The organism is Alcaligenes nematophilus, from assembly GCF_026344155.1.
Taxonomy (GTDB): domain Bacteria; phylum Pseudomonadota; class Gammaproteobacteria; order Burkholderiales; family Burkholderiaceae_B; genus Alcaligenes; species Alcaligenes phenolicus.
In genome coordinates, this window is the sequence record NZ_JAPKMZ010000004.1 from 218,810 (window position 1) to 234,124 (window position 15,315).

Annotated in this window: 16 protein-coding genes; 10 read left to right on the forward strand and 6 right to left on the reverse strand. The window is 55.2% G+C overall.

Features of this window, described 5'->3' with window-relative positions; translation table 11 throughout:
- Positions 1-114 precede the first annotated feature (114 nt).
- From OSH04_RS12265 to OSH04_RS12305, 9 genes are all read left to right on the forward strand, one after another.
- Positions 115-3,282, forward strand: a complete 3,168-nt coding sequence (locus OSH04_RS12265; protein WP_266108555.1) for a TonB-dependent receptor domain-containing protein — start codon at positions 115-117, stop codon at positions 3,280-3,282.
- A 64-nt stretch (positions 3,283-3,346) separates the two neighbouring features.
- Positions 3,347-4,222: a Slam-dependent surface lipoprotein gene (locus OSH04_RS12270; RefSeq protein WP_266108556.1), complete on the forward strand. Its 876-nt coding sequence runs from the start codon at positions 3,347-3,349 to the stop codon at positions 4,220-4,222.
- Between the two features lie 115 nt (positions 4,223-4,337).
- On the forward strand, positions 4,338-5,825 hold the full coding sequence (locus OSH04_RS12275) for a surface lipoprotein assembly modifier (RefSeq protein WP_266108557.1): 1,488 nt from the start codon (positions 4,338-4,340) through the stop codon (positions 5,823-5,825).
- A 454-nt stretch (positions 5,826-6,279) separates the two neighbouring features.
- A complete protein-coding gene (locus tag OSH04_RS12280; RefSeq protein WP_009454612.1) occupies positions 6,280-6,882 on the forward strand; it encodes an ATP-dependent Clp protease proteolytic subunit in 603 nt (200 codons plus the stop codon).
- 21 nt (positions 6,883-6,903) lie between these two features.
- Positions 6,904-7,524: a glutathione S-transferase family protein gene (locus tag OSH04_RS12285; RefSeq protein ID WP_009454614.1), complete on the forward strand. Its 621-nt coding sequence runs from the start codon at positions 6,904-6,906 to the stop codon at positions 7,522-7,524.
- 110 nt (positions 7,525-7,634) lie between these two features.
- On the forward strand, positions 7,635-8,042 hold the full coding sequence (locus OSH04_RS12290; RefSeq protein WP_266108558.1) for an NUDIX hydrolase: 408 nt from the start codon (positions 7,635-7,637) through the stop codon (positions 8,040-8,042).
- Positions 8,043-8,203: 161 nt separating this feature from the next.
- Complete coding sequence (locus OSH04_RS12295; RefSeq protein WP_336972337.1) at positions 8,204-8,629, forward strand: DUF2946 family protein; 426 nt, start codon at positions 8,204-8,206, stop codon at positions 8,627-8,629.
- Positions 8,630-8,680: 51 nt separating this feature from the next.
- Positions 8,681-9,217 carry a YcnI family copper-binding membrane protein gene (locus OSH04_RS12300; RefSeq protein WP_083053694.1) on the forward strand — a complete coding sequence of 179 codons (537 nt, stop codon included), beginning with the start codon at positions 8,681-8,683 and terminating at the stop codon, positions 9,215-9,217.
- A 47-nt stretch (positions 9,218-9,264) separates the two neighbouring features.
- Positions 9,265-10,887 carry a copper resistance CopC/CopD family protein gene (locus OSH04_RS12305; RefSeq protein WP_266108559.1) on the forward strand — a complete coding sequence of 541 codons (1,623 nt, stop codon included), beginning with the start codon at positions 9,265-9,267 and terminating at the stop codon, positions 10,885-10,887.
- Positions 10,888-10,903: 16 nt separating this feature from the next.
- Here the strand turns inward: OSH04_RS12305 and OSH04_RS12310 are convergent, their stop codons facing one another.
- Positions 10,904-11,032 carry a hypothetical protein gene (locus tag OSH04_RS12310; protein WP_266108560.1) on the reverse strand — a complete coding sequence of 43 codons (129 nt, stop codon included), beginning with the start codon at positions 11,030-11,032 and terminating at the stop codon, positions 10,904-10,906.
- A 27-nt stretch (positions 11,033-11,059) separates the two neighbouring features.
- A complete protein-coding gene (locus OSH04_RS12315) occupies positions 11,060-12,289 on the reverse strand; it encodes a glycosyltransferase (RefSeq protein ID WP_266108561.1) in 1,230 nt (409 codons plus the stop codon).
- A 100-nt stretch (positions 12,290-12,389) separates the two neighbouring features.
- Between OSH04_RS12315 and OSH04_RS12320 the strand changes: the two genes are divergently transcribed.
- Entirely contained in the window at positions 12,390-12,995 is a 606-nt protein-coding gene (locus OSH04_RS12320) for a TetR/AcrR family transcriptional regulator (RefSeq protein ID WP_203144809.1), read from the forward strand.
- A 165-nt stretch (positions 12,996-13,160) separates the two neighbouring features.
- On the opposite strand, the gene OSH04_RS12325 is transcribed toward OSH04_RS12320, so the two are convergent.
- The 4 genes from OSH04_RS12325 to OSH04_RS12340 form a co-directional block, all read right to left on the reverse strand.
- Positions 13,161-13,703 (reverse strand): TetR/AcrR family transcriptional regulator, encoded by a 543-nt coding sequence (locus OSH04_RS12325; protein ID WP_137430943.1) that lies wholly within the window; start codon positions 13,701-13,703, stop codon positions 13,161-13,163.
- The gene (locus OSH04_RS12330; protein ID WP_266108562.1) at positions 13,700-14,236 is read right to left on the reverse strand and encodes a dihydrofolate reductase family protein; all 537 of its coding nucleotides are present in this window, start codon (positions 14,234-14,236) and stop codon (positions 13,700-13,702) included. The genes OSH04_RS12325 and OSH04_RS12330 overlap by 4 nt, the downstream gene beginning before the upstream one ends.
- Before the next feature lie 188 nt (positions 14,237-14,424).
- Positions 14,425-14,811, reverse strand: coding sequence for a hypothetical protein (locus tag OSH04_RS12335; RefSeq protein ID WP_031232143.1), 387 nt, complete (start codon positions 14,809-14,811; stop codon positions 14,425-14,427).
- A 156-nt stretch (positions 14,812-14,967) separates the two neighbouring features.
- A complete protein-coding gene (locus tag OSH04_RS12340) occupies positions 14,968-15,222 on the reverse strand; it encodes a hypothetical protein (protein WP_257113317.1) in 255 nt (84 codons plus the stop codon).
- Between the last annotated feature and the right edge of the window lie 93 nt (positions 15,223-15,315).

Below are 15,315 nucleotides of genomic sequence, written 5' to 3' on the forward strand. Positions count from 1 at the left end.
AATATCCCCGTGCCTTTCCTCACCTTTTGAGACAAGGGGTGAGCCTGGCCAGCAAACGGGAAGTACTTCCCCACGACAGATTGTTATTTTTCGCACGGAGCCCTGGTTCGTTTTATGTCCGCTACCCTTTCACCCTACACAAAAAAACACGCGCTCAAGCCGTTGGTGTATGCCTTGATTCTGGCCTCCTGGGCCGGGCAGACACAGGCCCAAAGCGTGGGCAGCGCCCCACCCTCCTCCCGTCAGGACGAGAGCCAGGAAGACACGGACAGAGCCACTCGTCTGGACACCATTACCGTCGTGCGTGAAACCCGCGATGAGGCCGGCAAAACCGATGTATTCGAGAAAGACGTCTCCAATGTGTACGCCGGCAAGGAAGAAATCGAGCTGTACAAGGGCAGCTCCGTGGGGGATTTATTCAAGGGCCTGAACGGTGTGTATGCGGGGGACTCGCGCAATAGCGGCGCGCTGGACCCGAACATTCGCGGTATCCAGGGTGAAGGCCGTATTCCCCTGACGATTGACGGCACGGAACAGGCAACATCAGTCTGGCTGGGACCGGCCGGGGTGGCCAACCGCAACTATGTTGATCCCAATATGATCAGCAGCATTCTGGTGGAAAAAGGCGTGTCGGCGACCTCGGGCGCCAGCGGGATTGGCGGATCGGTGCAGATTCGGACGCTGCAGGTAGAGGATATCGTCAAACCGGGCGAGAGCTTCGGGATTGAGCTGAAGGCGGAGACAGCGACGAATTCGACCAAGCCGAATGAGCGGGCATTTGGGATATTCGGAAAGGACTATCGCGATATTCCGGGGGCAACCTTTCATAAAGGCGGCACGAATGGGGTTGTTCTACCTGACAACATCTCGCCAGACCGTATGCCGAAAGTCGGAAATAGCGGCAAGAACTTCAATTTTGAAGACCACTCCTATCGCCTGGCCATCGCCACACAACAAGAAAATTTTGACCTGCTCGCCGCCTACAGCTACCGCAGTCGCGGCAACTATTACAGCGGTAAAAAAGGTAGCAACAAGTACGAGAACGACACCTGGCGAGAGGATGCAAATAGCGACTACAACCCGTCGTATTCCTTCCCCAGAGTAAGTTACATCGCCAAGTACTACCGTCCTGGTGAAGAAGTTCTGAACACATCCAGCGAACTGGAAACCACGCTGCTGAAAGGCACGTTGCGCCTGCCTCACGATCAAGCCATTGATATGAGCTATATGCGCAGCAACCATACCTTTGGCGAGAACGTGCCCTGGAACGTGGTCTGGGCCATCCACGCCCTGGATGGCCAGGGTGAAAAAAAGCTTCTCCAAACCGAAAACCCCTATAGCAAGGTCAAACAAGACACCTGGAACCTGAACTACTCCTGGAATCCCGAGGGCAACCGTTTCATCAACTTGAAGGCGGGAGCCTGGATTACCCAAAGCGATAGTGAGCGTCATCAGAATGGCGACATCATTTATGGGATTCAAGGCCAAGGTCTTAATTACGGACGCGATGGGGACTGGGACAACTACACAAATTGCCATGTCCTGGGCACAAATGGTTCTGAATGCGCTTGGGTACCTCCTACCGCTCCAGAAAAGCTGCCCAATACAGATGGGCGTTTCAACATCATCCCCAGAGCTTTGCAAATTACCGACCATAGGCGTAGTGGGCTGAACCTTAGCAACGCCATGACTTTGCACCCAACTCTGGATCTAAGCTTATCGGCTGATTTCACACGAGAAAAGCTCAAGCAGCATGACGCTTCGGAGAAGCTCGAGAATCTGAACGAACTGACCTGGGGTGTGAACCACATGGGGCCTCGATCAGGCACCCGGCAGCAATGGAATTTTGGTTTTAACTTCGACTGGCGGCCTGTGGACTGGCTTCAGGTGAATGCTGGTGCACGCTATAGCGACTACTGGTCGTACGACGACAAGCTGGCCGAGATGCGTAGCCAGCAACATAAGGACTGGGCTATTCAGCCTGCCCTGAAAGGCTATAACTACCAGGTTCAGCGCCTGATGACTGATCAGGAAGCTGCTTCGGTTGAGAACAAGATTATTCAAAACCTGACCCCTTTGTATGAACAATACAAAGAAGACTGGCAAACCATGTACGACTTCGATCCAAGCATGGTTGACGGCCCCCTGATCCCTCCAGAAGAGTTCATGAGTGACCAGCTTCAACGCGGAAAGATCAACGGGTATCGCTACACCAACGAAGATATCTATGTTCCGTCTGGAACAACGCACAAAGGCTTCACAGCCAACAACCCATTTACCAATGGCTCGATCGACGTCACAGAACAAGTTACGGATGCTCAAGGCCATACGGGTCCCGTCGATAAATATATTGCTTCACCCAGCAATCGCAAGCCGGTATATCAAGACGAATCTGAAATACCCAATAAATGGGAAAAACCCAAAAAACAAAAAGACCATGCTTGGGTTCCTCACATTGGGCTGACAGCCTTCATTACAGACGATATTCGTCTTTATGCCCGTTACAACGAATTTGTACGCTTTCCAAGCCTGTTCGAGTCCTCCATGGCCTTGGCTGGCGGCAGCAAACGCTCGACCGGAGCAGCGAATCGTCCTGAGCATGCCTACAACTGGGAAATCGGCTATGTCCACAATCTGAGCAGCTACTTCCCAAGCCTGGAATATGCAGACGTCAAGATCAATTACTTCAACAACCGGATCAAAGACTATATAGACCGGGACTGGGACTTCAATACCGTGCAGTTTGACGAGAAAAAGATGTCCGGTATTGAACTGCAAGCTCGCGTGGATAGCGGTAAATACTTTGCGAACTTTGGCGGCACATACCGCTTGAAGCAACAGCTCTGCGACGCCGACTACGCCCAGACATTTATGCCCATCCCTGGAGCCGCAGGAAGCGACACCATTCCTGCCTGCGTTGATGGAGGCTTCCCTCGCACCTTTGCCAGAACCAGTCTGCAACCGCAGTACTCCCTGAACCTGGATGTCGGTGCACGCTTGCTGGAAAAGAAACTACTGCTCGGAGCACGTGCGGTATATCACAGCGCTGCGAAAAACAAAGATGAAGCCCACTTTGGCCTGGGCTGGGGATTGAATAGAGCGAACTACTGGAACCCCATTCTGGTCTTGGATGCCTACGCCAGCTATCAGGTGCAGAAGAACCTGAATGTAGACGTGGCGATCAGCAATCTAACCAATCAGTACTACCTGGACCCCATGGCCCGCACCTCTCTTCCGGCCCCTGGACGAACAGTGCGCGTCGGTATGACAGCACGTTTTTAAGTCAATCGGTTTTTTTGGTCGTTTTCGTAAAAACGCCCTTTTTCTTCACTTAATGGAGTTCGTAATGAAAGCAAGTCTGAATGTACAAAAACTGGCTATTGTTTCGGCTTTCCTGCTGGCCTCCGCCAGCAGCTTCGCAGCCCCCGTAGCGGGTGGTTCCTCAAAAGCATTTGTAGTGGCTGATAAGCCATCCACAATGATGGCTCAAGGCGAAGCTGGTATCTCCATGCCAGGTACTGACCCATATGACGCCACCAAACAATCTGGCGTAGTGAGCTTCAAAAGCGGTCCCATTTGGCAAACCAATACCGTACTGGGCAATGTAGATGGGCATGGTTACATTGAAATGCCCGTTGGTATCAAGATCTCCGAGACTTGGCGCCACACTATTAGCAGCGGTGTAGGTGCTGGCACCCAAATCTACGCCTACCGCCAAATGAACACCCCCTTGGAGAATTACCCGCACTTCGGTGGTGAAGTCGTTGCCAAGGTTCCCGGGCAAGAAGTGTATTTTGGTGAGTGGGCTCCACGTGTAGCCAACCCAAGCCAAGGTAGCAGCACCGATCTGAATATGAACCATGCTGATCGCACCGTCTTCTACACCGGCGAAAATCCAACCACAGCCATGCCTAACCTGGTTAACGTGAAATACGACGTAGTGGGTGTACGCAAGTTTGATCCTGCTACCAACGGCGGTGTATCCACCGGCACGCTAACAGCGAACTACGGTGGCGGTAGTGGCACGCTGGCAGGGGCACTGGGTGGAGTCAACTTCAATGGCACAACCATCGCCTCCAACGGTACCTTCGACAAGACCTTCAGCAACTCGGCAAAAATTGAAGGCCAGTTCTACGGCGCAGCCGCTGACGCCTTGGCAGGTATTTACTACAACCCAGCCAACGGTACCAATGACATGGCCTTCGGCGGTGCAAAACAGTAATCCGCCTATGACAACACGCTAGTTTTGCCATAAGAAAAGGGGGATCGACAAGCTCGATCCCCTTTCTCTCCGGACCCTGCGTCCATCTCCCCTTTTTCTTGCAAGGTTTTCATTCATGCATGGGCGAGCCCTTCCCCTTTTGTGCCTGCTGCTGGCCATGGCATCCAGCGCGGTGCAAGCCAACGACGACGATACGCGCCGACTTCTGAATCAAATCGACCGCAATCTGAACGAACGCGAACGCTCCCATTTAGTGGAAGAAACCCCGCCCGATGTGGACCCGTCGGCCCTGATCACCATCAACGGCACAACCTATAGCGTCGATGCCACGCTGACCGATCTGGAACCGGCCATTTATGTCGCCATCAATCTGCAACAGTGGGCCAAGGTGGATCAGTTTGTAGAAAAATATCAGGAGCTGCCCGGCCACAACCCTGCCCTGGTGCTGATGGCTCAAGGAGTGGTGGCCCGTAGCAAGGACAATCACAGCCTGGCGATCAGCAAGCTGCGCCAGGCTCAGGAAAGCGATCCCACTATGATGCGCGCCAAGCTGGAGCTGGCCCGCGTACTGTTCGAGGACTATCAATCCAGCGAAGCCAAGGAGCTGTTCAGCCAGATTTCCTCTGCTGGTATCCCAGAAGAAGTACGGCCCGTGATCGAAGGCTTCCAGGGTGCCCTGCAAGACCGCAATGCCTGGCACGGTTCCGCCTCGATTGGCTTGGGCTACAACAGCAATATCAACAAAGAAAACGGCCAGCAAGACACCTTCTTTACCTGCTATTTCTTTGGGTGCTTTCCGTCAGTGCGCAAGATGCCGGACCCGGTCAAATCCACCGCCATGGTCTACGACCTGACCTTGAACCGGCGTTTCCAGCTAAGCGGCAACCACAACCTACTACTGCGCGGCCTGAGCTACGGCAATCTCTACGACAAGCACAAGGAAGCCGAGCCCAAGAATATTTATTACAGCGACAACACCAGCATTATTTACGCGGGCTACAACTATCAGGACGCTAAAAACGATCTGTCGATTACGCCCTTGTTCGAGAACAATTACACCAACCGTCGCACCAGCTATCAGTCCTGGGGCGGGCGCGTGGACTGGAAGCACAATCTTAGCGACAGGCTGCAAGTAGGCGTGAATGCCCAGCACAAGAGCCTGTCCTACAAAGGCGATTTACGGCAGTACTTTGAAGGCGTCAAAGAGAACCAGATAGGCTTGTACGGCTCGTATCTGATTGATGCCAAAACCGTGGTCTACGGGGGCCTGAATTACAACCGTAATCTGCAGTCTCAGCAAACCGCGCAAAGCCGCAGCTATATGGCAAACCTGGGAATTTACAGGGCCTTTGATGCGGGTTTCAATATCAACGCCACGGCACTATACCGGCAGACCCGACACGATGCCGAGGACTTGTTCCTGGGCGGGCTGCGCAAGGACCGTCAGCAGATTTATATCCTGAACGTAGGCATGCCGCGCTTTGCGTTCAAAGGCATTACGCCCAATTTGTATGTGAAACACACTTTCAACAACAGCAATATCGACTGGGCTTTCAAATACAAGCAAACCGAAGTCGCGCTGAAGCTGGAAAAGCGTTTTTAAGCAAGGACTTCTTCGACCTCGGCGGCTGATCGGGTGCCGTCCCTTTTTAGCATCAAGCGCCTGAAGCGACAGGTATCTTTTTTAGTGACAGGGAGCGTCGTGCCACTGTTGAAAGAAGCGTTTTCAATGAGGTATCGGGGTTCTGTGGCAGGTCTCAAGGCCCAGTGGCCGCGTGTAGATCAGCCCTTCCCGTGATGCTGCTCCAGGAGACAGGGCGATAAGGTCTTATTCCCTGGATCAAACACTTAACAAGCATGAGACTATATGAACTTGCGGGGCAGACCGCCCTGCATTTGCTTTGTCTGCTTGCGTTGCGCCCTATTGCGCCCCCAGCGCGGACAAAAAAAACCACAAAAATTGCCAAGTGAAAGCCCGGTTGACCATCAGTCGGGATATAGTCGAGCAATCGATTTTCCTTAGCAGACAGAATACTTATCCCTTGGAGTCTTTCCCCATGCTTGGCCAAGAAAAAGAAACTCGCTCTGATACCAGCCCTCAAGACAGCGCCTTTCTGGAAGAAAAAGCCTTCCGCGCCCGTACTGTGCTGGTCTTTGGCACCATCACGGATAAGCTCGCCTCGGAAACCGTGCGCAAGCTGCTGGCGCTGGATGCCGAATCCACCGCCCCTATCACCATGATCGTGTCCTCGCCCGGTGGTCACCTGGAGTCCGGCGACGCCATCCATGATGTGGTGCGTTTTATTTCCTCGCCCGTCACCATGGTGGGTACCGGCTGGGTGGGCAGTGCTGCTACCCACCTGTTCCTGGGCGCCGCCCGCGAGCGTCGTGTGTGCCTGCCTCAAACCCGTTTTCTGATTCACCAACCCAGCGGTGGCGCCGGTGGTCAGGCCAGCGATATGGCCATTCAAGCCCAGGAAATCATGAAAGCGCGTGAACGTATCGCCCAGGTGATTGCCCGTGAAACCGGCCAGCCTATCGAGCGTGTGCGTGACGATATCGAGCGCGACAAATGGATGAGTGCCGAGGAAGCCATTGAATATGGCCTGATCTCACGCATTATCGAACGCCGTGACGAACTGCTGCCTGCCAGCAAGTAATGACCATTTGAGGGCCCCATCATGCTGACTATTCTTGGCAGAGAATCCTCCATCAATGTGCGCAAAGTCATGTGGACCTGCGCGGAGTTGAATCTGGAATTTGAGCGGCAGGATTGGGGCATAGGCTTCAAGGACGTCAACACGGACGAATTCCGTGCGCTGAACCCCAACGCAAAAATCCCCGTCCTGCTGGATGGGGAACGTGTGCTGTGGGAATCCCATACCATTGTGCGTTATCTGGCCAACCGCCAGGCACCGACGGCCTTGTATCCGCAAGATGCCTGGCAAAGAGCCAAGGTGGATCAGTGGCTGGACTGGCAGGCCTCCGAGCTGAACCCGACCTGGACATATGCGTTCTGGAGTTTGGTGCGTCAATCGCCCAAGCATCAGGACGCCGCACAGGTTCAGGCATCCTTGGCTGCCTGGACCCAGGTAATGGGAATTTTGGAAAGACACTTGGCGCAGACCCAGGCCTATGCCGCCGGAACGGAATTCACCCTGGCCGATATCATTCTGGGCCTGTCCATTCACCGCTGGCTGAATACGCCGTTTGATCGCCCGGTACTCAAGGCAGTCGAAGACTACTACCACCGCCTGGCCGCGCGGCCTGCCTTTATAAAGCAATGTGCCGGTTTCCCCTAAGCGGTACTTTGCCTTAGCTGACCAAAGCCGCCCACTATGTTCGCGGCTTTTTTATGTGTCATTGACGCTCGAGGCCACTTGACGCCCTTTTAAAAACTAGAGATGTAGACATGGACGAAACCATACGAGTTGGCTGCGGTGCAGTCATTATGCAAAACGACAAAATCCTGCTGCTCAAGCGTGTGCGTGCACCAGAAGCTGAGCACTGGGGGATACCGGGCGGCAAAGTGGACTGGCTGGAAACCCTGGAGCAAGCCGTTACACGGGAGATTATGGAAGAAGTGGGTTTGCGTCTGGAGACTCTGGAGCTACTGGTCAATGTGAACCAGATTGATGCCGACAAGGGCGAGCACTGGGTGGCGCCAGTTTATTTGGTCAAATCCTTCACCGGCCAGGCCGTGGTGCAGGAGCCTGAGAAGCACAGCGGCATGGACTGGTTTACATTGGATCAACTGCCAGAACCCTTGACGGTGGCGACCCAGGTGGCGGTGGCTGAAATCAAGAAACGTAGGGAGTGAAACTGCCAAGTCAGAAGCAGCACTGATACCAAGGTGGGCGGCAGGATCAGGAACAAAGACAAAGATAAACCAGCCAGATCAAGATCCACGTGTAGTTTGGTGCCAGATAACTGGCGAATGCCTCATCAGTCGGCCCCCACTTTTGTAATATACTTTTCCGCATGCGCGCCCTGGGTCCCCGTTTCGTTTCCCGCGAAATCCGAGTTTGGCAACTTCTATTTTGCCTGGCTCTGCTGGCCTACGTCTGTCGCGCCATCGTCCCGGCAGGCTACATGCCTACCCGCTCAGGACAAGACAATGGCTTTGCCATTACCTTCTGTACGGCTGGCAATGCTGCCAATACGCTCTGGATTGATCTGGTCGGCCAGGATGGCCAGGCGGATTCCGATACGCATCACAATCAACAGGACTGCCCCTTTGGTATCGCGGCCTCCCCCGCCTTGTTGCCGACCCTGGATGCGCCTGTTCTGATCAGCCTGATCAGGTACCGGCCGGTTTTGTTAGCCCAGAGCAACCAAACCCTGCCACCGCTGCCTGCACAAGGCCCTCCTTTAGGTTCACGCGCCCCGCCTTTATTCCTCGCTTGATGTGTTCCCGTCCTTTGACGGTTTCTCTTTTTTATCTAGCCGAGGTTTTCAATGTCGATTTCTTCTACGTCTTTCCGTGCCACTCTGGGCATGGCTGCCGTGCTGTTCGCGTCTTCCGCTGTGGCACACGTTTCCCTGCAAACCAAGCAAGCCCCGGTGGGCAGCAGCTACAAGGCGGTTCTGTCCGTGCCGCATGGTTGCAAAGGCTCTGCCACCACCAAAATCCGTGTCCGTATTCCTGAAGGTGTGGTCGGTGTCAAACCACAACCCAAAGCAGGCTGGACGCTGGAAACAGTAAAAGGTGACTACAAGCAGGCTTACACGCGTTGGGGTGCCAAGGTCAGTTCCGGTGTTCAGGAAGTGGTCTGGGCTGGCGGCCCTTTGCAGGACGAGCACTATGACGAGTTCGTGTTCATCAGCTACCTGGCCGATGAGCTCAAGCCCAATAGCACGCTCTACTTCCCGGTTGTTCAGGAATGCGAACAAGGCGTGGAGCGCTGGATTGATCAAGCAGCTCCGGGCACCAAGGAAGCGGCTGACCATTCCGACGCCCCTGCTCCTGCGCTGCAACTCTTGCCCAAGCCTTAAACACCCAGGCGGCTGGTGCCCTTGGGCATCAGCCTGAAGGAGATCTTATGCAAACGCAGACCCTGCGTAGGCAGGCAGCTTGCCACCCACTGCTCGTGCTACTGCTTGCCTTGCCGTTGCTGGTCTGGGCGCCGGTGCTGTATGCCCATGCCTCCTTGGTCGCCAGCAAACCCGATAGCAGCACGGTGCTGGCCCAGGCTCCCAGTACAGCCAGCCTGAGCTTCAATGAGACCGTATCGCCCTTGCTGATGAAGTTGATTCGTCCGGATGGTTCCTCCAAGGAGCTGGAGGACGTTCTGACACAAGACCAGCGACTGGAACTGGCCTTGCCGCCCATGGAAACCGAAGGCACGTACGGGCTGAGCTGGCGGGTTATTTCTGCTGACGGCCATCCCGTAGGCGGAACGCTGACGTTTTCCATTGGGGCGCCCAGCTCAAATCTGGTGGACAGCACCCACAGCAATCCCCTCAGAAATGGACTGATCTGGCTTGCCCGACTTCTGGGCTATGTGGGCCTGTTTACGGGGATAGCTTGGGTGGTCTACCGCGCCCTGGCTCCAGCATCAAACAACACATCAGCGAGTCAAGCTCATATCGCGCCACGCATGCTGACTTTAGGGGCCGTCGCCTTATTGCTGAACCTGGGCTTGGTGGGTGTCGATGCCCTGGACTTGCCTCTGTCCGCCCTGTTCGGCACGGCCGCCTGGCAAACGGCTGCATCGACCTCCATGGGCCTGGCGGTGCTGCTGGGCTGGCTAGCTCTGGCCTGTGCCGCCTTATCCTGGAAAGCGACACACTCCGCTAGCCAGAAAGGGCTGGCTGCTTTGGCGCTGATTCTTCTGGGAGCTTCCCTGGCGTCCAGCGGACATGCCAGCACAGCAGATCCCGTCTGGCTATCTCGGCCCAGTGTCTGGCTGCATGTCGTGGCGCTGACACTGTGGATTGGTTCCTTCCTGCCTTTGGTTTATGCACTTCAGCATGCTCAAGAATGCCGCTTGCTGACGCTGTTCTCGCGCTGGATTCCCGCTGTCCTGCTGGTTCTGGTCCTGAGCGGAGCCGCGCTGATCTACGTGCAATTCGATCAACTCGCTTCGCTATGGGAAAGCCGATATGGACAAGTGCTCAGTGCCAAGCTGATTCTGGTCCTGCTCTTGCTGGGTTTGGGAGCCTACAACCGCTATCGTCTGACTCAAGCCGTCTTGCAACAGCGTAGCGATGCCCGACAGGCTCTGCGACGTGTGGTTCGTCTGGAATATGTGTTGGCGGTGCTGATCCTGGCCGTGGCCGCATTATGGCGCTTCACCCCGCCCCCGCGCGCCCTGGCCCAACTAGTTCCACCCAGCGTTTCCAGCCATATTCATACCGAAGCCGGTATGGCAGATCTGTTGTACATCCCGGCCTCCACCCAGCACCCAGCCATTCTGACCGTCTCTTTATACGAGCCGGATTTCAGTCCTCTGAAGGCTCAAGAAGTGGAGGTGATTTTCAGCAACCCGCAAGCCGGGGTGGAGTCCATTACCTTTCCGGCGGAACTCACGCGGCAGGATCAATGGGAAGTGAGTAATGTCGAGCTGCCGCATCTGGCCAGCTGGAATATTCGTATTCAGGTGCTGATTTCAGACTTTGAACGCATACACCTGGATAGCACGCTGGATTTGCAAGCCAATTAAACCCGGCGTCCCGGAATCAGAACGGCTTCATAAAACGTTTGGTGGCCTCAATAAAGGCGCGAACATTGGGATGATGTTTGCGCCCGCCTTCAAACAGTAAAGACACCGGCAAGGCAGGCGCTTCATCATCGCGCAGCAAAGGCACCAGGCGCCCTGAATCAGCTTGCCCTGACTAGCGCATCAAGGCTTCGATCGCCTCAACGGCCACCGCGACCCCATCTTCCTGCGCCATATCCCGCGCGATCTGTTGAGCGCGTGCTCGCACCGAGTCTTGCTGAGCAAAGGCCAAAGCCGCTTGCAGTTGAGCGCTATTGACCCGTTTGCCCGATAAAGGCTCCGGCGCGACACCCAAGATCGCCAGCCTGTGCGCCCAAAAAAACTGATCACCGGCAAAGGGCAAAACAATGGACGGCACACCCGCTCTGGCTGCTGAATGCGTGGTTCCCGAGCCGCCATGATGAATAACAAGGGACATGCGGGGGAATAAATGCTGATGCGGCACCTCGCCCACCTTGAAGAAATTGTCTGGCAAGACCGCCTCTTGCATACCACTCCAACCGGGGCTGAACACCACGCGGCGACCTTGCATGGCTTCAATCATCATCTGGATAAAGTGCGCGCGATCAAACCCGGCCATGCTGCCAAAACCTATATAAATCGGTGCCTCCCCCGCTGCCATAAAAGCTTCCAGCTCCGCATCCATCGTCCAGTCCCCAGACGGCATGATCCACTGACCACACAAGCGCGCATTGTCTGGCCAGTCCCTGGGCGGAGCCAGCAAGCTGGGAGAGACACCGTACAACATGGGATGGTCGGACCAGACCTTGTTCTGGGCGGGCAGCCCACAGATTTGTTGCCGTGCCTGATTGGTAACTCGCTTGAACGCCCGCCACAGTAGTGCATTTACCCACTCATGACTGCGTTTGTTCAAAAAGCGCGGCACCTTGGTCGGTGGCAAGAAGGGAGAGGGAAAGGCGGCGGTGGGAGTGATGGGTATCAGCCCGGTACCAATGGCCTTAATGCCGCGACGCTCTGCCACGGACAGCCCCACAAAAGCGGCCAAACCCGAAACGATAATCGCGTCACAACCCTCGCTGGCATCCAGCACGGTTTGCATCCAAGCGGGTGTGTTGACATTGGCAATCGCCGACAGCGCCTTGGCCGTTTGTTGAAAACCGCCCTTTTCCTGCACCGCACTGGACAGAATCTGCCCAGGCATCAGGGCCTGCCGTATATCACCGGCCAGAGGCAGACATGGCATACCCAAGGTTCGAGCAGAGCTTAAAGTACCACCGTCCGCCAGCAGGCAGACTTCGTGCCCCGATGCCATCAAACCCGCCGCCAAGGTGGCAAGCGGACGTACATCCCCCTCGGTACCATAAGTCACAAGCGCAAATTTCATGATCTGGCCTTGATAGCGATAACAGCTCGCGATAACAGCAATGGCATCATAATATTGCACGTCGTATACTTATGCAATTCGTATACTTTTTTAAACTGACATGACTACAGACCATGATCCGGGTCGCCGGGAACGCAAACGCCTGCTCATGCTGGAACAGATACGCCAGACAGCGGCCACTCTGTTTGAGCAGCACGGCTACGAGGCTGTGACCATGGAGCAGATTGCAGACCGGGCCGATATCGCCAAGCGCACCTTGTACAAACACTTCCCCAGCAAAGAGGCGGTGCTGGCGTTTCATGTGGATGCGCAGCTAAAGCAGGATCTGGCCTATCTGCAACATGAGGTGGCTCAGTGCCCTACGTTTCAGGCACAGGCTTTGTGCATTCTGCGTGCCTCGGCAGACTGGTGCACCGAACACCCAGAGTTCTTGAGAGCCTATCTGCGCCATCAATTGCTGAATACAGGCACAGCCAGCAAGGACAGTGACATCACTCAAACCTGGCAGGCATTGATTGCCTTAGCCCAAGACTCGGGGGAGTTGAATCCGTCACTAAGCCCCGAGCAATTGGCCCACTGGTTTCATCACCTGTACTTCGGAGCCATGCTGCGCTGGCTGAATCAGCCCGAGCTGTCCTTGCATCAGGAATTCGAGGACATGACCCAGTTGTTCTTGCAGGGTGCGGCAGTAAAAGGCACGGGATAAAAAAGGCAGGAAGGGCCCCTGCTTTTTCGTGACTGACCTGACGAATCAGAATCAAGTCACGTCATCGTAAATAGCGCGGCAAATCAGAATCAAGCCGCACTATCATGACTAAGCAGGCAAATCTGAATCAAGCCATGCCATCGTGACTATCCAGGCGAATCAGGTTCAAGCCGTACCATTCAGCGCCATCAACAAGCGATCCAAAGCCTGCTCATAAACACGTTGCGCCGCTTCATCTTTCGTAATAGAAGCAGGCAGACCGCTACCATGGGCATGGTCGATCAAGATGCCCAGCCATAGTTCCGGCTCCTCGGTGCAGTCCGCCAGTAAGCTCCGCAAGCGCTGGGTAATCTCCTGCGTCACCCCGGCAAAGGCAGCTGGATCACTGAAGATGGCCACGGTCAAATGCGGATGACGGCTAACCGCCTGGTGATAGCGCAGCAAAATCCGGCGCAGTTCCGAGCCTTCCTGCTCATCCAGACCTTGCAGCACCTGGGCATACACCCGGTCGGACAAGACGCGCAACAAGCCTGCCCGATCCGGCACGTGGTTGTACAGACTCATGGGGGTCACGCCCAGACGGGCGGCCAAAGCACGCATACTCAAACCTTGCTCACCGCCCTCGTCCAGAAGCGCCAGCCCAGCGTTCAGAATATCGTCCAATGTCAGGCCGGCGCCTCCAGCCGGACGTCCTCGCCCCCGGCTCATGACTTGAACTGATAACGAGACTGTACCAAGCCGGAAGGAAAGCTCTGGCTGGACAGCAAACGCCAATCCATATCCTGATTCACATCGCCAAACAGTCGGCGGCCTTCACCAATAAGAACCGGCATGGTGGAAAGAATCATCTCGTGCACCAGACCAGCCCGCAAGAAGGACTGGATAAGCTGGCCGCCGTCTACATAAATACGTTGCAGATTTTCCGCTGCCAATTGCTCCATCAGTTGCTCGGGAGTCTGGCGGGAGAAACGGACTTTGCCTTGCAGATGCTCAGGAACCGGCGTATCGGCCAGTTGTCGGGACAAGACCACCACAGGCAGCTGGTAAGGCCAGACGTCAAAAGTCAGGACTTTCTCGTACGTCCCGCGCCCCATGACCACCGCGTCCTTGTCCGCAATAAAGGTCATATAGCCGTGATCTTCCGCAGGATCGCTGCGCTCCAGTAACCAGGCAATGTCGCCGTCCGGTTTGGCGATGAATCCGTCCAGGCTGGTTCCGATGAAAACGTATGCAGTGCTCATGATCTACCCTTTATATATACGGTGTATATTTTATAGATAAATCTGCAACTGGAAATAAAAATCTGCGCTCAGCTCTCTCCCGCTCCAGCGCTGTCTGCCTTAGCGCACAAAAAACAGGCCGCATCACACGGCCTGTGGTCCCTCTTTTAATCGAATACCCTCTTTCTGGCAGCCATGCCGCCCGCAATTTAACGGGCCAGCAAACGGCTGGCCTCAAGCCTGGCTTCGCCTTCATCAACGACAAAGCTGAATTGCAGGCCCAGCACCCGGCCCAAGGTCTGCTGTGCCAGGCGTGCGGCGGCAGGAATGGCCCGCCCCTTGCTGATCACCACCATGCCAGCGCACAAATCCTTCAAGCGCTGCTTGTTCTGCTTGAAGAACAAGGCGCGTTGCTTGCGATCCTCGTGGCTTTCCTCATGGGCATGGTCCCCACCGCCCAACCTGTCGGTCAGCAAGACAAAACGTTGGCCCCGATTCAACAAGGCCTCCAATTGATCCTGCGCCTGTTGCGGCGTTTGCTGCGAGCTGTGTTCCCTTAGAAACACCAATGGAAACTGCGTGTCATCAACTTGCATAAGCGGCTCCTTGCCATCAATAAAGACAGCCAACATCGAAGCGGCGCACGCCCAGATGCGGAGGGCTTCCGAAAGCATGCATCAAGCCGCTAGGTAAATACAGCCAAGCGGTATCGCGCAACAAATACGGTCGAACCGTTGCGCCTTCACCTCTCATCACAGTCTGGACTCCACAAAATCGCGCAGTTGGGGATCTCGAATCTCCAAGGCATCAAACAAGCCTAGTGCTTTCAGAGCCGGCAAGGCCGCCACAATATCGTTCAAGGCGCGCTGGCGTTCAGCGTCGCTGACATCAGGCTGGCGCAAGGCGGCAGCATTAGCCAGAAACGCGCCTACCGTGCCTTTACGAATGGTGGTGCCATCAATCTGAACTTCACTGGCGTGATCGGGAAGAATGTCATGGGCTTGCATGTGTCACTCCTTTATTCATCAAGGTTTTCAGTGTAAGCAGAAAGGTTTTGGCAGCTGTACACTATATCGGTCAATAGATAACAAAATTACGCC